At 55.9% G+C, this 18,047-nt stretch carries 13 protein-coding genes; 11 read left to right on the top strand and 2 right to left on the bottom strand.

All coding sequences use genetic code 11. The features are described 5' to 3' along the window. Window positions 1-15: 15 nt before the first annotated feature. The 6 genes from AC1Z32_RS07505 (at window position 16) to AC1Z32_RS07530 (ending at window position 7,703) form a co-directional block, all read left to right on the top strand. The gene (locus AC1Z32_RS07505) at window positions 16-1,650 is read left to right on the top strand and encodes a GMC family oxidoreductase (RefSeq protein WP_483478049.1); all 1,635 of its coding nucleotides are present in this window, start codon (window positions 16-18) and stop codon (window positions 1,648-1,650) included. 672 nt (window positions 1,651-2,322) lie between these two features. Then, the gene (locus AC1Z32_RS07510; protein WP_483478227.1) at window positions 2,323-4,050 is read left to right on the top strand and encodes an FAD-binding protein; all 1,728 of its coding nucleotides are present in this window, start codon (window positions 2,323-2,325) and stop codon (window positions 4,048-4,050) included. Between the two features lie 63 nt (window positions 4,051-4,113). Then, complete coding sequence (locus AC1Z32_RS07515; protein WP_483478050.1) at window positions 4,114-4,716, top strand: VOC family protein; 603 nt, start codon at window positions 4,114-4,116, stop codon at window positions 4,714-4,716. Window positions 4,717-4,812: 96 nt separating this feature from the next. Then, entirely contained in the window at window positions 4,813-5,559 is a 747-nt protein-coding gene (locus AC1Z32_RS07520; RefSeq protein ID WP_483478051.1) for a carboxymuconolactone decarboxylase family protein, read from the top strand. Window positions 5,560-5,904: 345 nt separating this feature from the next. Next, window positions 5,905-6,822, top strand: a complete 918-nt coding sequence (locus AC1Z32_RS07525) for an NAD(P)-dependent oxidoreductase (protein ID WP_483478052.1) — start codon at window positions 5,905-5,907, stop codon at window positions 6,820-6,822. Next, the gene (locus tag AC1Z32_RS07530) at window positions 6,822-7,703 is read left to right on the top strand and encodes an NAD(P)-dependent oxidoreductase (protein ID WP_483478053.1); all 882 of its coding nucleotides are present in this window, start codon (window positions 6,822-6,824) and stop codon (window positions 7,701-7,703) included. The genes AC1Z32_RS07525 and AC1Z32_RS07530 overlap by 1 nt, the downstream gene beginning before the upstream one ends. Window positions 7,704-7,863: 160 nt before the next feature. Here the strand turns inward: AC1Z32_RS07530 and AC1Z32_RS07535 are convergent, their stop codons facing one another. Further along, a complete protein-coding gene (locus tag AC1Z32_RS07535) occupies window positions 7,864-8,793 on the bottom strand; it encodes a LysR substrate-binding domain-containing protein (RefSeq protein WP_483478054.1) in 930 nt (309 codons plus the stop codon). Window positions 8,794-9,464: 671 nt separating this feature from the next. Between AC1Z32_RS07535 and AC1Z32_RS07540 the strand changes: the two genes are divergently transcribed. From AC1Z32_RS07540 to AC1Z32_RS07560, 5 genes are all read left to right on the top strand, one after another. Further along, the gene (locus AC1Z32_RS07540) at window positions 9,465-10,883 is read left to right on the top strand and encodes an aldehyde dehydrogenase family protein (protein ID WP_483478228.1); all 1,419 of its coding nucleotides are present in this window, start codon (window positions 9,465-9,467) and stop codon (window positions 10,881-10,883) included. 78 nt (window positions 10,884-10,961) lie between these two features. After that, a complete protein-coding gene (locus AC1Z32_RS07545; RefSeq protein ID WP_483478055.1) occupies window positions 10,962-11,942 on the top strand; it encodes a sugar ABC transporter substrate-binding protein in 981 nt (326 codons plus the stop codon). Window positions 11,943-12,533: 591 nt separating this feature from the next. Next, entirely contained in the window at window positions 12,534-14,015 is a 1,482-nt protein-coding gene (locus tag AC1Z32_RS07550) for an aldehyde dehydrogenase (protein WP_483478056.1), read from the top strand. 322 nt (window positions 14,016-14,337) lie between these two features. Continuing rightward, the gene (locus AC1Z32_RS07555; protein ID WP_483478057.1) at window positions 14,338-15,723 is read left to right on the top strand and encodes an MmgE/PrpD family protein; all 1,386 of its coding nucleotides are present in this window, start codon (window positions 14,338-14,340) and stop codon (window positions 15,721-15,723) included. A 156-nt stretch (window positions 15,724-15,879) separates the two neighbouring features. Next, on the top strand, window positions 15,880-17,061 hold the full coding sequence (locus AC1Z32_RS07560) for an arabinose transporter (protein ID WP_483478058.1): 1,182 nt from the start codon (window positions 15,880-15,882) through the stop codon (window positions 17,059-17,061). A 101-nt stretch (window positions 17,062-17,162) separates the two neighbouring features. Here the strand turns inward: AC1Z32_RS07560 and AC1Z32_RS07565 are convergent, their stop codons facing one another. After that, window positions 17,163-18,044: an amidohydrolase family protein gene (locus AC1Z32_RS07565; protein ID WP_483478059.1), complete on the bottom strand. Its 882-nt coding sequence runs from the start codon at window positions 18,042-18,044 to the stop codon at window positions 17,163-17,165. Window positions 18,045-18,047: the final 3 nt, after the last annotated feature.

The raw sequence follows: 18,047 nt of genomic DNA on the forward strand, positions 1-18,047 counted from the left end.
TTCCCGAATGAAAGCATGAATACCACGGAAATCTACGACTACATCATTGTAGGGGCAGGGTCGGCTGGTTGCGTCGTTGCGCGTGAGCTCACCAACAACCCCGACAATAGGGTTCTTGTATTGGAGGTGGGCCCGCATTCAGACCGATTCTGGGTGCATACCCCCGCGGGGATGGCAAAGCTCTACTACAACGAGAAACTCAACTGGAACTATTTTACCGAGCCGATGCCTGCGCTACGTGGCCGGAAGATGTACTGGCCGCGTGGCAAGGGACTTGGCGGTTCGAGTTCGATCAACGGAATGATCTACATTCGAGGTCATCAACAGGACTTCGACAATTGGCGGGATCTCGGAAATCGCGGTTGGGGCTACGACGATGTACTGCCTTACTTCAAGGGGATCGAACATAACGAACGCGGCGCCGATGCTTATCGTGGAGTCGACGGTCCCTTATGGATTAGCGATCCAGCAGTGAAAATGCCGAGTTCGTTCGACTTCATTGAATCGGCGCAGCGCTGCGGCGTACCGCGGACAGACGATTTGAATGGCGCACTTCACGATGGTGTTGGCTTCATGCAGCACACGATCCGTGAGGGGCGACGCCAGTCCGCGTATGTCGCCTTTCTAAAGCCCATCATCGATCGACCGAACCTGACAGTTCAGACCGGGTGCCTGGTCGAGCGCATCTTGTTTGAGAACAACCAGGCTGTCGGCGTGCAAGTGTTGATCAACGGAGAAAGACGCACTATTAACGCAGCCAGGGAGGTGATCCTTTCAGCCGGATCTTTGAATTCGCCACAGGTTCTGATGCTTTCAGGGATAGGTCCGGGCGAGGAGCTGCAGCGGCACGGCATTCCGCAAGTTCACCATTTGCCGGGTGTCGGGCAAAACCTCCAGGATCACTTCTATGTACACACTACTTGGCGCTCGACCGAACCGAGTTCATATAACCGGAACATCCGTGGCATCTGGAAGTATCTCGAAGGAGCGCGTTATCTACTGACGCGTGGCGGATTCCTGGCTCTCGGAACTTCGCAAGTCGCTGCGTTTGTAAAAAGCCGGCCGGAGGTTGACTATGCGGATCTTCAAATCAGCTTCCGCCCGATGACGTTCACGTATCATCCGGACGGACGGGTCGAGGTTGATCGAGAGCCAGGCATGGGCGTGTCGGTGTTCATTCTCCGTCCGCGGACGACGGGCGCTGTGACTCTCCGCTCGTCGAACCCTGCCGACGCGCCAAAACTTACGCCGAACTTCTTGACCGATGAGGACGATGTCCGCGCGATGATCAGCGGTGTGAAGCAGATCCGCGCAATCATGGCGCAGGAGCCGATTGCTTCGCGGGTCACGCTTGAACATCTGCCTGGCCCAGGTATTCAAACAGATGCGCAATTGCTGGACTTTATGGCCGAGACCGGAAACACCGCAGCTCATCAGACGAGCACCTGCAAAATGGGTAGGGACGCGATGGCCGTGGTGGACGAGCGCCTGCGCGTCCGAGGCATCGAGCGGTTGCGCGTGGTGGACGCGTCCATTATGCCTCACGTCACTTCGGGCAATACCAATGCGCCGTCGCTGATGATCGGAGCGAAAGGGGCTGACATGATTAGACAGGATGCAATTCCGCGACGCGCGGTTCGGGCGGCGTAAGGCGCGTCACCAATCGAGTCGATCTCCGCGCGTGTTTGAGATAGAGAAAACCCGCTATTGATTTGAGCGGGTCACGCGCCGGAGCGGTTCCACACCACCCTAATGTCGAGAGTCGAACCTTAGGACCTCAACATCGTCCCGCGCGAAGCATGCGCGGGATCCACCGTCGCTCACCGCTCTGTTCGGATCGGTCGAGAGGCTAGCTGCCGACGCAACGCGGAGTCGATGACGGGCGGCTGTCCGCGGATCCAGGCGAATTCCGGACAGTCTCCGTTGTCAGCTCGCTTTGGTGCCGCCCAGCGCGCGCAGGGTTCGAACTCCGACGTTATTAGCACGCTCGTGCACGAATCGGGAATGCAAAGGGCATCGATGAAAGCGATGATGGAGTATCAGCATGCGGGACATCCTATATCCTGCGCCGAATTGTGACCGGCGATCGAGAAGCCGTGCCGAATTTGTCGCACGTCGGGGCCAGTGCGGTCGCGCCAGAGCATGCCATTGACCACTATAAGTATGTCGCGTAATATGGGATTAGCTTACATCGTGGCTGTTTCCATTAGGCGAGCGGGCTCTGATTGACCGGATTGCCTTCAGACGGGCGATTTAAACGAGATGAATGGTACGAAGCACGAGAACTGCCGTGGCGTAGAGGACGAGCACCCGCCCGATGACATGGGGTCGGTTAGGTGGGATCGCGAGGTCGATCTCCTCGTGGTCGGCAGCGGCGCAGGCGGCCTCAGCGCCGCCATATTCGGGCGTCAGTTGGGACTAGAGACGCTCCTCTGCGAGAAAACCATGCAGCTAGGCGGAACGACCGCGACTTCGGGCGGAATCGTTTGGGCGCCCGGAAGCCACCACGCCGTCCAACGGGGAATCCGCGATTCGAGCGATCTTGTCAGGACATACTTGAAGGGCGAACTCGGAAGCTCCTACAAGGCCGAACTGGTCGATGCTTTTTTAGAGAGCGTCCCTGAAGCAATTGCGGGGCTGGAGAAAGCAGGCGTCAATTTCTCTCTAACGCACTGGCCCGACTACCACCCAGAGCGGATTGGAGCAGCAGAAGTAGGTCGAACACTGGAAGCGCAGCGATTCGATGGAAGAAAACTCGGCAACAACTTCCGGCTCATTCGCCCGCCGCTGCCACCTCTGATGTTGCTAGGTGGCATGCAGGTGGACAAACGAAAAATCGACGACTTTCTAAATCCTTTCCGCTCCTTCGCAACGTTCTCGCGCGTCGTAGAAACGTTCTTGCGATACGCTTCGGACCGTCTACGCTTTCCTCGTGGCACCGAGCTTTGCGCAGGTAATGCCATGGTGGCATCCATGGTCCACAGCATCCTGGCGAGTAGAACCGAGATATGGACAAGCGCTAAGTTAACCCGACTTGTCCGATCGAGTTCAGGTATCGCGGGCGCTTTTGTTCAGTGCGGAGATCAGCTAAGAGCAATCCGCGCTAGGAAAGGCGTCATTTTGGCAACGGGAGGTTTTCCGAACAACGCGGAGATGCGCCGGGAACTCTCGGCCGATTTCCCACACGACCTCACGTTCGGGTTCGAAGCAAATGTCGGCGAAGGCATTTTTGCTGCACGAACGCTTGGCGCCACACTAGATCGAGAAGTTGAAAGTTCGGGCTACTGGCAACCGTCTTCGCAAATCAGACGTAAGGATGGCATCACGAGCGGAGTTCTGTATGGATATCTCGACCGTGGCCGCCCTGGTGTTATCGCTGTTGATCGATTTGGGAAGCGGTTTGTCAACGAGTCCAATTCCTACCATGATGTCGGGCTTGCGCTCTTGAAGAACGGCTACGGAAAGGGAAACTTTTTTCACTTCGTGTGCGACCGCTCGTTTGTATGGCATCACGGTCTCGGCTTAATCCGTCCGTTCAACGGGCGCTTGAAGAAGTATGAGAAGTTTGGCTACGTGAGCCTTGCTGCCACGATCTCGGAGCTTGCGATGAAGATCGGTGTGGATCCATCAGGGCTAGCGCAGACAGTCAGCGATCACAATAAGTATGCCGAAGCCGGAGTCGATCCAGACTTCGGAAAAGGGTCAACTGCATACAACCGTTTGTTTGGACACACCCGCGCGGCGCCTAATCCAAATTTAGCCCCAATCTTGAAGCCACCATTTGTTGCCCTGCGTATCGTTCCGTCGTCGTTGGGTACAGCTATCGGACTGAAGACCTCGGGGAACGCTCAAGTTCTTGATGCAGCGGGAGCGCCCATCCCAGGTCTATACGCATGTGGGAACGACATGGCGTCTGTGACTCGCGGATGCTACCCCGCTGGTGGGATCACATTAGGTCCAGCAATTGCCTTCGCCTACCGAGCCGCGGCGCATGCTGCAAACGCTACTAGCGAAACTAAGCGATCAGTCTTACAGGGTCGCGAGACGTAAAGGCCTCGCATCTAATGAAATGGTGATGTTGGAGCCAGTTGGACCAAACTCACGGAGAGTTTTATGCTATCAACAGCTGTGACCGCCATGTTGCCGACCTTTCTCGGAGACCGCATCCAGCTCGCTTTTGTGATTTCCGACTTGAACAGCGCATTGAACTTTTGGACGGAAACCCTCAAGATCGGCCCATTTGTTGTAATTGAGAACTCTGTCGCCGGCCGCACGGTGGTCCATCGGGGAGAGCGTACCCCCATGAACACTACACTCGCATTCTCGTATTTGGGCGACATACAGATTGAACTCGTTTGCCCGGAAGACGATCATCCTTCGCCGTTCAATGAATTCCTAAACAGCGGTCGACAGGGATTACAACACATAGCTTTCTGGCCGGAGAATTTCGAAGAGGCTCGCAAGGATCTAGAGTCCAATGGGTTTGTCGAAGCCTGTTCGATGTATCTACCGGACGGATCGCGGAACGTCTGCTATTACGATGCCCCAAATGAAATCGGCACAATGATTGAAATTGTGCCGTTGACAGAGGAGAGGAGAGCCTATTTCAGCCGAATCCAAAACCTCGCCCGAGGTTGGGATGGCACTCGTCCAGTGAGGCGCTTCAAAAGTCGCGAGGATTTCCTAGCTTCCAACGAAGGCGCAGACAAGAGCTAAACGAAAAGACTTACGCGCAGATGCTGTCGTAAAGCCTCCATTCTTGACGATTGGTGCCCACGCCACCGGGAAATTATATACATCAGGAGATGCCGTATGAGCAGTGCCGAGAAGCCGACCCAACTTAGTTGTATCGGATCACTTTTCGAAAACGGCGAAGCGCCGCCAGACGCAGGAGGCGCCGCATCAGCCCTCCATGGCGCGGTAGACGCCTTCTGGTCGACTGTCTACAAGAGCCCACATCTGTCCGCGCGTATGAAGGAACTCGTCCTTCTAGCGCTTCATGCCGCGCCGAGCGCCCTAAATGCGGCAGCGGTAAATCGCCAAGTGCAGCGAGCTTTAGATGTCGGTGCGTCTGAAAACGACATCGCGGACGTCTTAGTAACGATTATTCCACTCGCCAATCATCCGCTTTATACGGGCATTCCAATCCTCATGGAGGAACTGAGAAACGCGGGGCGCGAGACAGAATGTGTTGCTCCGGAGATGTCCGACCGTGTTCAGGCGCTCAAAGACGATTTCATCGAGCGGCGAGGTTATTGGACGCAAAAGAGGGACTTGATTGGCCGCTGGATGCCCGACTACTTCATCTCATTTATTAACGCTTGCATGGAGCCGTGGAAGAGCGGATCACTTACGCCCGCGGAGCGCGAACTCTTGTACATTGCTATCGATTGTTCAATCACGCACACATACGAAGCGGGACTGCGGATGCATATCCAAAATGCCTTGCGCTACGGTGCGACGCGCGATCAGATTCTAGAAGTATTTCAACTCGCGGGTCTGCTTGGGACGGAGGGATATGTCCTTGGCATCAAGCGTGCAAGACGGAAGGCGTTATAGGCTTGTCGGGCAATTCAGCCATTTAGATGTCCCGCGACGAGTGGTCCATCGGTCGTTCAAATCGCGACGTTAGGAGTTGAGACCACTCTCACGAGTGCGTAAGTAGCAGTCACTAATCTGCTTCTCGAATGGCACTCAGCCCGTTTCGAACAAGTGAGGTTTGTTTCGAGCTAAGAGCCACGGATGAGCGCACAGCGCGTCGATGAGCGGTAAGAAGGCCTTACCGCACCGTGGGAATTCGCGACTCGACGTTAAGGCGGTAGTGGCGGAGAATCAGTTTGCGTCGGACCTCCCAGCGATCCGGCAGACTTCTGGCATTTGGGAAATAAACTTCGGAGGAGACGAATGCGCATTGGATATATCGGCTTAGGCGCGATGGGCGGCGCCTTGGCTCGACATCTCGTAGGGAAATATGAGTTGAGCGTCCTCGACTTGAACGCAAAGATTGTTGCGTCTTTTGTCGAGGAAGGCGCAACTGCCGCCGCCTCGCCTGCAGAACTTGCGCGTGCCAGCGATGTAGTACTGCTTTGCTTGCCCCGTAGCTCGGACGTTGAGAAAGTGATCTTCGGCCCGGGTGGGCTTGCCGAAGGACTGGACCGCGGAAAGATTGTTATTGATCAAACAAGCGGTGTGCCAAGCGAAACCCGAGAATTTGCTCGTCGTCTGCAGGAGATGGGCGTGTCGCTGTTCGACGCCCCTGTGTCAGGCGCGATGGCAACCGCAATCGCAGGCACGATCTCGATCATTGCTTCCGGCCCGGCAGAAGCTTTTGCGAAGGCGCTGCCAATCTTGCAAACAATCAGTCCAAATGTCTTTCATTGCGGAGAACGGGTCGGTAACGGGCAGACAATGAAGACGGTCAACAACATGATGAACGTCAGCGCGCGCCTTGCAACCCTCGAAGCTGTCGCTATGGGACGCAAGCTAGGTCTCACGCTCGAAACCATGACGGAAGCAATCAACGCCACGACTGCACGAAACTTCACCTCGCAAGGTATGCTTCCGGCGATTGCCCAAGGCCGGCAGTCGACGAAATTCGCCCTCGCCCTTCAAGTCAAGGACATTCACCAGGCGATTTCGATCGGAGCTGACCAAGGAGTGCCGATGCCCATAGGCGGTGTCGCCCGAGCTCTGCTGCAGACTGGGTTGAACTCGTTGGGAAAGGACGCGCAACTGGAAGAGATGATCGGCTTCATCCAGTCGATGGCGGACACCCAATACGTCGAAACGACCGCGAACGCGACAACGGAAGGGACCAAGTGATGAAAATCGGACTGGTAGGGTGCGGACCGCTAGCAGGCTTCATTGGCCATCAACTGGCCGAGAAGTTCCATGTAGTGACGTTTGATGTGTCTGACGAAGCTAGCTTCCGCATCGCGAAAGCGGAGGCTGCTGCGAGCGCCGCCGCAATCGCCCGTGAATCGGACGTGATCCTGGTATGTGCTGAGTCCAGTGACGCGATCAATGCGATGCTTTTTGGACCAGACGGTGTCGCTGGCAAAATCAAGCCGGGTAGCACAATTGTCGATTTCGGCCAAGCGGACCCAGACAAAACGCGCTCGCTAGCGGAAGACCTAAAAGAAGCCGGAGTGACGCTTGTTGACGCTGCGCTTCATACGGAGAATACGCAGTTGATTCAAGAATCTTCCGCGATCCTCTGCGGGGGCGAGAAAGAGGCGGTCGAGTCTTTGCAAGAGGTGTTGAAGGCGGTTTGTCCGACGGTCGTGTATTGCGGTGACGTGGGAAGCGGGCAAGCTGCTCGGCTGGTCGTCGCAACTGTCGCTGCATGTAACAGACTGATCACTTACGAATGCGCGGCCATGGGAGCTGCGAATGGGCTCACGCTTGCCGACATGGGCACCGTCCTGAACAAAAGCTCGGGCTACAACAGTGCGTCGGCACGGGTTCTTCCAGCGCTTGTTTCGGGCGCCCGTGTCGCTGACATTACGCTCGGAGCCGTGTCTCATGACCTTGCGCTCGCGTCGACGGTGGCTATGAGATACGGGGCGCCGATGTTCATCGGTACGCTGGTCCGCTCGCTCGTCGATGCGGCATCAAACCGGTTGGGAAAGGCAAGCTCCCTAGACGACTTGGCGACAGTTTGGCAAGCCGATGCACGCCTCCCTAGCGCGGCGGCTCGTTAGGCTTCAGCTGTTACAGCGAACGCAACGGCGTATTCACTTGCCGTTGCGACCGCCGGTCTCGAAACGTATTCAAGAAGCGCGCATACCCTGCATCGCGACGCCGACGCGAGGTACAGGACGCACGCGCGTCGGAGAGCCGGCTACACGCCGTTGGACGGCGCTATTTAGCGAGCGCCTCTACGATTTCAATCATCCGGTCGAGCGTCGGGTCTTTTTCGCCTTTCATCCATGCAAAGATGAAGTTGACCGGATAGTTGACGTTTTCTAGCGGAACGACGGCGAGGCTGTTTGGGTATGTGAAGCCTTTGCCCATGACGGCGAGCCCAATTCCCATTCCGCACGAAATCAAGTTCAGTTGAGACGCGATCGTGCTCACCTCTTGTACTACCTTCGGTTCAAAACCGGCCTTCTGGCACATCGTATAGAGTTGTCCGTAACTCGGACTGCTACTTGACCGCGGATCAACGACGAACTGTTCCTTCGCGAGTTCTTTGAGGCCTACCGAGGATTTACTTGCGAGCCAGTGGTCAGTCGAAACTGCCACACCCAAGCTGCTGGTTTGAATTCGCACCGATTCCAGTACAGTTCCGTCTCTACTCGACACCTCAGTACGTCGTTTGTGAACCGGGCCAGGGCCGGGTCCCAAATGCATGAATCCAGCGTTGATCTTCTTCTCTGCAATCGCTTTAGATTGCAAGCCTGAAGACATCTCAATCAGAGACAGCGTAACGTCCGGATAAGTTTCTCGGAACTGCTTTACGGCGGCCCTGAAGATAGAGTGCATCAAGGTTAGCGAGCCATACCCTATGGAAAGGGTACCTCTCTTTCCTTCTCCGACGCGCTTCGTCAACGTAAATGCTTCGTTCAATTCGTCGATCACCCGCACGCAGTGTGGAAGCAATGTCCGCCCTGCCGCAGTGAGACGTACATGATGAGCAAGGCGTTCGAACAGAGGCGTTCCAAGCTCCCCTTCCAGATCTGCGATGATCTGGGACACGGCCGGTCTCGTTACATGCAGACGCTCTGCCGCACGACCGAAGTGCTGTTCTTCTGCCGCAGCAATGAAGTAACGCAAATGTCGAAGCTCCATCTTTCACTCAACTCCTTTGTGTTTCGAAAGCTGCCAGCTGGCGGCTTCACGTCCCTTGTTATTTCTCAAAAGTGAGGTTAGCGCGGCTTACCGTCAGTGCACAATAGGTGACTTGACCGAGACGCTCCCGGGATCGAAACTTCTAGACATGGATACGGCCCGCGAAACAGTTGGTGGCAACTTGATGCAGTGCTGACTCACTGTCGGAGACCGTTCGCGCATGGAGTTCGTAGTTGTTTGGACGGCGCTGTCGAACGAGTCGTCGGGTCTGACTTGGACCCTTCTGCGCCGATGCCTAGTTTGGCCAACGTTGATGTGCCTCAAAATTCTCGGAGTGGGAGGATTTGACTTTCCGTACGATTGGCACCGAGGCGCGCAGAAGCTGATCTTGCCGCAGCATAGCTGGATCGCAAGGACTCTCAGTCGATAACATGGAGGGCTCGATGCACCGGCGCCAACCTCTCTGCGTCTGTCTCGAACCCTTTTCTCACCATGGCTGTGTCGGAAAAGTCGGTCGGTGCTTGCGGGCCATACTTCTTGAGCGACCGCGTTAGGGATGTAACTTGGTCGGAGTTAGTTGAAAAGTACGTTTTGCAAGCGTTCAACCGGCGCAGGTGGGTTTCACCGATTGGAGCCGCATCCGTAATGGCGGCGTGAAGAAAGGTACTGCAATGAAATCGTACGACAACATTTACATTGACGGCGAATGGGTACAACCGCGTAGTGGTCGGGACTGGCAGCTTATAAACCCGGCGACAGAAGAGACGTTCGCGACGGTTGCGTTAGCTGGGGTTGAAGACGTAGATCGAGCAGTGAGGGCGGCAAAAGCTGCGTTTCCGGCATTTAGCACGACCCGCAAGCAAGAGCGCATCGATCTTCTGGAGCGAATCATCGATCTGTTCGCAGCTCGGGAGGATGAGCTCGCTGCGACGGTAACGCTTGAGCTGGGCACGCCGGTCGGTCAGAAGCTTCACGTGCCAGCCGCACTTGGGTCATTCAAGCAGGCAGTTCAAACACTGCGCGACTACGACTTCGAGACGCATCTCGGGCCGAACATTGTCCAACGTGAAGCAATTGGCGTCTGTGGGTTGATCACAGCATGGAATTGGCCACTCCAGTTGCTCGCTACGAAGCTTGCGTACGCACTCGCCGCGGGATGCACCACTGTTTTGAAGCCGAGCGAGTTCACTCCGATCAGCGCAATCTTGCTCACCGAGATCTTGCACGAGGCGGGCGCTCCAAAGGGCGTGTTCAACCTGGTACTCGGGGACGGGCCAACGGTGGGCAACGCCATTAGCAAACACATGGACATCGATATGGTGTCCTTCACAGGATCGGCGCGCGCAGGTGTACTGATTGCGGAAGCGGCGGCTCCGTCGGTAAAGCGCGTCGCACAGGAGTTGGGTGGAAAGTCGGCAAATATTGTTCTCGACGATGCAGACCTTAAGGCAGCGGCCAGTTGGAATGTCACGCGCGCCTTCTCCAATAGCGGACAGTCATGCCACGCGCCCTCGCGTGTGCTCGTGCACGAAAGCCAGATTGAGCAGGTCGTCGTATTCTTGCAAGCAGAGGCTAACTCCGTGCGAGTTGGCGATCCGCTGGATTCAATGACCACCATGGGGCCGGTGGTCAATAAAGCGCAGTTTGATCGAGTGCAGCATTACATCCGTGTAGGGCTGGAGGAAGGTGCCCGCCTGGTTAGCGGCGGTCCAGGCCGACCTGACGGTCTTGAGCGGGGCTACTTTGTGAAACCGACGATTTTTGCGGACGTTAAGCCCGGCATGCAAATCGAACAAGAGGAGATCTTCGGGCCAGTGCTCGTCGTAATCCCCTATTCGACAGACGAGGAGGCAATCGAGATCGCTAACGGAACGCCCTACGGCCTGGGCGGATACGTCTTCTCGTCGAATCGTGCGCGCGGAAGAGCGATTGGTTCACGAATCAGAGCCGGCCGCGTATTTTTCAACGGTAAGCCTAGCAACACGGAGGCACCGATGGGCGGATATAAGCGATCGGGAAATGGACGGGAAATGGGCATATTTGGCATTGAGGAGTATCTGGAAGTAAAGGCAATGATCGGTTTTGAATAACGAATACGGTCAACGACGAAGCGGTTGGACGCTTCGCGCGACCGAACAGACAAGACAATCTCAAAAAAGGAGTGAGACATGCGTAGCAATCTCAAGAAGTTGGGCGCTGCTGGCCTCTTCGCAGCGTTGACGATGACGTTTCAAGCTCAGGCGTATGCAAAGGACGTAACGCTGGGGCTGATCGTTACAAACCAGCAAAACCCCGCGGAAGTTTCCCAAATCAAGGGTTTCAAGAAGTCCGCTGAATCCCTTGGCGCGAAAGCTGTGATCCTCGACGCGAGAGGTAGCGTTGAAAAAATGTCGAATGCTGTCGACGACTTGATCACGCAGCAAGTGAGCGGTATCGCAGTCATTCCACTCGATGGCGTTGTGGCTCAACACTGGGCGGACCAAGCGAAAGCGGCGAACATCCCGTTCGTCGCGGATGCGGTGCAGGTTGGCGACCCGAACAAGCGGCCATTCAAAGACGTGTATCCGAGCCTCTCCGCTCTCGTTGGTCAAGATTATATTGATTCTGGTAACCGGATGGCGCAGGCCGCTGCGAAACTTCTGCCGTCTGGTCGCGTCATTAAGATCGGCGTCGTCGAGGGCCAAACTGGTTATGCTCTCGTTAAGCAGCTAAGCGATGGTTTCAAAGCTGGCCTCACATCGAGCGGGGTGAAGTACAACATCGTCATGTCGCAACCGACGGACTGGAGTCCCGCTCAGGGCGAACGGGTCTGTCAGAATGCTCTGGTTGGAAATCCGGACATCGACCTGTTCTTTAGTCAGGCGGAAGACATGGCAATTGGCTGCGCAAAGGCGATTTCTGCTGCAGGGTCCCATGCAAAACTTGTCACTGTGGCAGGCGGTTCGAAGGTTGGTAGCCCTCTGATTGAGTCGGGCGCAATTTCGATCTCAATGTGCGAAAAGTGGGAGGAGACGGGCGCGCTGACAGCTAAGTCTCTCTATGAGGCTGCGACCGATCCGTCGAAGTGGAAGGCGAGGCTCGTTGAGTACAAGCCTGTAATCATCACGGCGAGCAACCTCAAGGCTGTGTGCAGTCCGCCTCAGTGGTAAGAACTGTCGAGCTAAACCAAGCGGCAAATTAGCGATGTGCGTCAGCAATGCTGGCGCACCTCCTATCGGCCAGTCCGAAAGAATTATGGTGTCTCAACCCTGCGCGTCGCAAGGACGACTTCGAGCACCCGTTTATTGCTCACCTCCCAACGGGGTCACGCGATGCTAGGGGGTTATGCCGGCGCCCCGTGTGTATGCGACCACGTGGCGCCCCCCACGTTTAGGTGATCTCGGGGCCGTACAGGACGCGTCTCGACCAAGGCAAAGTGATGAAACGCATGAGCAATTCATCCATGCCATGAAGGTTCGGTTCGACATCCTAAGCCGGTTCGCCCCTACTCAGAGCCTATAAGTTAACTTTAGCTTTCGCCGTTCTCCGATGCAGGCGACCGTTGCGTTGATCTCTCGCAACACTGTTTCGCTTTCGTGCTCGCGCCGTGTCCTTCTTCTCCGATTGTCGTCGAAACAGCAAAATCAATCTTGCATCGTGCACCTTCGGCACAGAAGGTCGGGATCGAGTTTGCTTATGTGCTTATTCGCAAAAGCATCCGTTTGGGAAAGTCTACAAACTGCAAAATGAAAGGTCGTCAGATGAAATACTACCAACATTGGATTGACGGAAAGGAATCACCTCCGGCAGGCGGTGAATGGCTGGACTCGATCGATCCCTATCGAAACGAGACCTGGGCCAAAGTCGCGAGAGGAAACAACGAAGATGCTGACCGAGCGGTTAAAGCCGCAAAGAACGCAATGGAGGAAGGGCCATGGGGACGCATGACCGCGACCCAGCGGGGCGATATTCTGAGACGGATAGGCGACTTGTTGTCCGACCCAGGCCACGCAAAGAGGTTTGCCGAAATCGAGTCACGAGACAACGGCAAGATCCTCGCGGAAATGCAGGGCCAGCTCCGGTATTTGCCAGGTCACTGGTACTACTTTGCCGGCTTGGCGGACAAAGTCGAAGGCGCCGTGTTGCCAGTTGATAAAGCCGATATGCTCGCCATGACGTATCGCGAACCAGTTGGAGTAGTGGCTGCGCTTACCGCGTGGAACTCTCCGCTGATGTTCTTCACCATCAAGTGTGCGCCCGCTCTAGCAGCAGGATGTGCTGTAGTCGTAAAGCCTTCCGAGCATGCGTCGGTGAGTTCACTAGAATTCGCAGAGCTGACAAAGATGGCGGGGCTGCCGGATGGAGTGATTAACGTCGTGACAGGGCTTGGACATGACCTCGGAGATGCGTTAGTCCAGCACCCCGACGTTTCGAAGGTCACGTTCACCGGATCCGATGCTACCGGAGCGGTAGTTTACGCGGCAGCGGCGAAGAGCATGAAACGCGTTTCAATGGAACTTGGAGGAAAGTCGCCGAATATTGTGTTCGATGACGCGGACCTTGATAGCGCTGTTGTTGGAGCCGTGTCGGGGATATTTGGAGCGGCAGGGCAAATGTGCACGGCTGGCTCACGTCTTCTTGTTCACAACTCTATACGCGAGGAGTTTACGCGGCGTGTCGTCGAGATGGCTCGGAGCTTAAAGTTGGGGGACCCAATGCTGAGCGATACCGATATCGGCCCGATAGCCACGAAAGATCAGTTCCAGAAGATACAGCACTACGTTGATGTGGCCAGGGCAGAAGGAGCACGTTGTCTGATCGGAGGCAAACCAGTCATAGGCTTGGGCAGCGGGCAGTTCTTTGAGCCCACCGTCTTCTCAAATGTGACAAGCGATATGCGCATTGCTCAGGAGGAAGTATTCGGTCCGGTTCTCTCGATCATTAGCTTCGAGGACGAGCTCGACGCTGTACGGATCGGGAACGATGTGAACTACGGTCTTGCAGCAGGTGTGTGGACCCGAGACGTTGGACGAGCCATCAGGATGTCCAAGGCGCTAAAAGCCGGGATGGTTTGGGTGAACACGTACCGCGCATATAGCTTCACCGTGCCAATTGGCGGTATGAAACGTTCAGGCCTTGGCCGCGAAAGCGGTGCAGCGGCAATCAGTGAGTTTCTTGAGACAAAGAGCGTGATGATCTCAACCTCTACTGGTTTAAGCGGCAATCCGTTTATTCAGCGTTGAGTGTGTTCGATCTGCTTCCGAATGGCTGCGTCCCCTATTTGATCTGCACGCGGACTGCGGACGCAGTCTAATCCGCACTCGATTGGCATCATTCTGGCGAACGAAAGCAAGGGTAAGCGCTCCTTACCGGAGCGACGAAATAAACGCCTGTACAAGGTTGTTCAGGCAAAGCAGACTATCGAGCAGAGATGCAGCGAGGACTCAAGGAAGTTCGGCCCGTCTCGCCCTACTTCGCGCTTGGAAACGCTCAACGCAAATGATTGTGCCGATTCGGCAGCCGTGAAGATTCCTACCTAACAATTTGTCTATCAGAGTGCTCGATATGTCTCGAACCCGCGATATCTCCCATGATTTTGCCGACCTGGTTGTAAATACCCGGTATGAGAGTTTGTCCCTTGAAGCAATCGAGGCAGCCAAGAAAAGCATTTTCGATACGTTGGGGGTGACTATCGCCGCTAGCGGAATGGAGCCTGCGGTCAGAAGCCTGGTCGAGATGGTCGAAGAATCCGGCGGCCGTCCCGAAGCGTCAATTCTTGGCTACGGAGAAAAGAAAGTTCCCGCGATGCTGGCAGCGTTCGCCAATGGCGCTATGGCGCACAGCTTAGACTTCGATGATCAGACCCCGTGGGGTGCACACTCGGACAGCTCCATCGTGCCGTCGACGCTTGCAGTCGCGCAGCGAAAAGGCGGCGTATCCGGTAAGGATCTCATCGCAGCGGTCGCCGTGGGACAAGACATTTTTGCACGATTCCGCCAGTTTATTGGCTGGCGCCAAGATTGGAATTTTACGTCGGCCGTCGGCGTATTTTCGGCCGCAGCCGCAGCTTGCCACGTGCTGAAGTTGGATCGCAAACAGGTCGCACATGCCTTCGGCATTGCCAGCATGCAGGCTTGCGGAACGATGGAGTTGATCTTCGGTGTGGGCAGCGATCTTCGCGGCATGTACGCCGGCTTCACATCGAAAGGTGCCGTGATTGCAGCGACGTTGGCGCAAAAAGGAATAACAGGCATTGAGGACGTGTTCGAAGGCAAGGCGGGGATTTTCAACACGTATTTCGGTGGTCGCTATGACCGAGACAAGATGCTTCAAGGCTTGGGCACTCAATACATGGGGGGAACCACGTTGTATAAAGCGTGGCCTGCTGTGGGAAACTCGCACACATATATTCACGCGACGCTCGAGTTGATGAAAGAGCAACGATTGAAGGCGGTCGACGTCGAAGAGATCCGTGTCTATGTGGGTGACTTCACGCAGGAGATGTGCAAACCTCTGCAGACTCGTCGCGCACCGTCAACGTTGGTCGATGCGAAGTTTAGCCTTCCTTTTCTGGTGGGAATTGTGGCCACAAAAGGGAAGCTAGGGGTAGCGCAACTTAGCCCGGACGGACTTAAAGACCCAGAAGTCCTCGCGATGGCGCAGCGAGTCGTGGCAATCGATGATCCCAGCCAGGACTGGAAAATGAAGTTGCCCGACGGTCGCATTGAAGTTACGACACGCGACGGTCGAACGTTCGAAAGGCTCGGTAGTGCGGTTCCGGGAAGCGCCGAAGCGCCCATGACCTGGGAGCAGTTGATCGCCAAGTTCCGGGATTGCGTGTCGGTCGCGGCCGTTCCTCTGCAAGAGCAACGGATCGAGAAGGCCATCGCTATGGCGCGTGACCTCGACTCAGCGGAAGACGCCACGGATTTGCTGCGGATACTTTGCTGACGTGGCATCGATATTGACCCCAGACCGTTTTTCTCGCGATGTCTGATACTAAAGAAGGCGCGGCCTTGTTCCTGTCATCGCGAGAGGCGCCGCGGACTTGCATTCGGAACCCTCGTGTTTTCGGTTGATCCCGGGCAAGAAGGCTCTGCGAGAACAATGGCAGGACTCTTGCCGTTGGTCGCCGTCGTTTTCGTCCTATTCCTGTTGACTGGCGTCGCCTTACCGGTACTGCCGTTCTACGTAACGCAGGAGCTTGGCGGGAGTACGTTTGTGGTGGGCTTGATATCTGGCACTCAGTTCGCCGCGTCATTAGTCTCCCGTCTTTATTCCGGGCAGTACGCCGACCGTCGCGGTGCGAAGGGAGCAGTTCTTATCGGATTGATCTCGGCAGCGACGGCGGGCTTCTTCTGTCTGGTATCTGCTGCACTTCGACCGATGCCGTCGCTTTCGGTCGGCACCCTCTTCCTCGGCCGTGCGTCGCTTGGTGTGGCCGAGAGTTTCGTAACGACCGGAGTACTGGCTTGGAGCCTGGCAATCGTTGACGCCCGAGCTGCGGGTCGCGTGATGTCGTATGTCGGAACCGCGATGTATGCCGCGTTGGCGGTCGGCGCGCCCATCGGTAAAATGCTGTATGCAGCCTTCGGCTTTCCCGCAGTGGGATTGGTTACGTGTCTGGTTCCAGTCGCCGTATGGCGCTGTGCATCGCAATTGCGCGGAATAACACCGAAACATCAGGAAGCTGAGCCGGTGACAAAAGTCATTCGCTCAGTATGGCTACCGGGCCTAGGTCTCGCTTGCAGTAGTTTTGGCTTTTCTGCTATAACCGCGTTCGTGGGACTTTTGTTTTCTGAGCGGGGGTGGCAGCCCGTATGGCTGCCGTTCACCGCATTTGCGGCGGCGTTCATGACCGCTCGAATCTTTCTTGGTCATCTACCCGACAAACTCGGTGGGGCGCGCGTCGCGATTGTTTGTGTGCTTGTAGAAGGGAGTTCATTGTCGCTGGTTGGATTTGCGCAGAGCTCGCCCATGGCAGTCTTAGGAGCAGCTCTTACTGGCTTAGGATATTCGCTGGTGTATCCGGGCCTGGGAGTGGAGGCGGTGGCGCGAACGCCTCCGAATAGTCGAGGCGCAGCGATGGGCGGTTACACCGCCTTCTTAGATCTCGCTCTAGGCTTAGCGGGCCCGATGTTAGGGGTATTTGGGAACCACGCAGGTCTTAAAGTCGTGTTCCTCGTTAGCTCGGCGTTCGTCTTCTTGGCGTTGATTCCCTGCGTGACATTCGCAACTAAGCCACGAAGTCTGGAGAATCGGCGCCGCCGAGATGCTCGATTGGGGTGATTCTCGGGGCAATATTCCGCTGATCACCGATTGTCGAATTGCTTGCGAGCGGCCCCTTCGGTGAGCCGCTCGAGCGGTCTTGTTGGGGCGGCAAGCATTCCTTACACGTCGAGACGATACGTTTTAATGGCGTTGTCTCTAAAGATTTTCTGCCTCTCGGATCGTGACATGCCGTCTGTGGCCCAGTCCACGAGATCGACCCACTCGCGGTAGCAGGCCGCGAGTTCGAGAACCGGCCAGTCGCCGCCGAACAAGACCCGATCCACGCCGAAACTTTCAAGGATATGGTGTATATAGGGCAGCAATTGCTCTGGGCTCCACGTCGCATGGTCCGCCTCAGTGAGTAATCCTGATAGCTTACAAACAACATTCGGGCATCCGGCCAGGTCGCGAATATCTTCCGACCATGGTCGGATACCATGCGACTTGATGTCTGGCTTTCCGGCGTGATTGAGCACAAACTTTACGTCCGGGCAAGCGCTCACCATTCTCACCACATCGGAGAGTTGATGGTGATAGACGCAGATTTCGAAAGTCAAGTTGTACTCTGGTAAGAGATTAAGCGCGTTAAGGAATGGGGGCGTAAGAATCACTTTGTGGTCGGGGAGGTTCTGTACGAGACGCCTCACTCCACGCACATGCGGCAGCATCGATATCTCTCTCAGTTCAGACTCGATCCGTGCACCCTGCTCTAGGGGAAGGCAAGCTACGCTAGCCTTCATTCTGCTGTCATGTGTCGCAAGGGACTCAACCCATTTCACCTCATCTAGATAGTGAGGCATGTCGACGTCTGCCTCGATAAACACGAAGGCCTCAATTTGATAAGGCTTGACATAGCTCGAAAGGTCGTCAAGCAGCCAGTCGCGGTTCAGCTTGGCTGCAGAAGCCGCCCAGGTCGATCCGGATGACCAAGAGTAGTCGAACTGCTTTCTGTCCAGCAAATGAATGTGGGAGTCAATTATCGGGAAGTCGATCACATGCACCTC

It is taken from the genome of Caballeronia sp. 11_S32, assembly GCF_056930355.1.

What these genes read in the sequence shown, in the direction of transcription:
- AC1Z32_RS07505 (WP_483478049.1), top strand. Translation starts at nt 16, where the DNA reads ATGAATACCACGGAAATCTACGACTACATCATTGTAGGGGCAGGGTCG.
- AC1Z32_RS07510 (WP_483478227.1), top strand. Translation starts at nt 2,323, where the DNA reads ATGGGGTCGGTTAGGTGGGATCGCGAGGTCGATCTCCTCGTGGTCGGC.
- AC1Z32_RS07515 (WP_483478050.1), top strand. Translation starts at nt 4,114, where the DNA reads ATGCTATCAACAGCTGTGACCGCCATGTTGCCGACCTTTCTCGGAGAC.
- AC1Z32_RS07520 (WP_483478051.1), top strand. Translation starts at nt 4,813, where the DNA reads ATGAGCAGTGCCGAGAAGCCGACCCAACTTAGTTGTATCGGATCACTT.
- AC1Z32_RS07525 (WP_483478052.1), top strand. Translation starts at nt 5,905, where the DNA reads ATGCGCATTGGATATATCGGCTTAGGCGCGATGGGCGGCGCCTTGGCT.
- AC1Z32_RS07530 (WP_483478053.1), top strand. Translation starts at nt 6,822, where the DNA reads ATGAAAATCGGACTGGTAGGGTGCGGACCGCTAGCAGGCTTCATTGGC.
- AC1Z32_RS07535 (WP_483478054.1), bottom strand. Translation starts at nt 8,793, where the DNA reads ATGGAGCTTCGACATTTGCGTTACTTCATTGCTGCGGCAGAAGAACAG.
- AC1Z32_RS07540 (WP_483478228.1), top strand. Translation starts at nt 9,465, where the DNA reads ATGAAATCGTACGACAACATTTACATTGACGGCGAATGGGTACAACCG.
- AC1Z32_RS07545 (WP_483478055.1), top strand. Translation starts at nt 10,962, where the DNA reads ATGCGTAGCAATCTCAAGAAGTTGGGCGCTGCTGGCCTCTTCGCAGCG.
- AC1Z32_RS07550 (WP_483478056.1), top strand. Translation starts at nt 12,534, where the DNA reads ATGAAATACTACCAACATTGGATTGACGGAAAGGAATCACCTCCGGCA.
- AC1Z32_RS07555 (WP_483478057.1), top strand. Translation starts at nt 14,338, where the DNA reads ATGTCTCGAACCCGCGATATCTCCCATGATTTTGCCGACCTGGTTGTA.
- AC1Z32_RS07560 (WP_483478058.1), top strand. Translation starts at nt 15,880, where the DNA reads ATGGCAGGACTCTTGCCGTTGGTCGCCGTCGTTTTCGTCCTATTCCTG.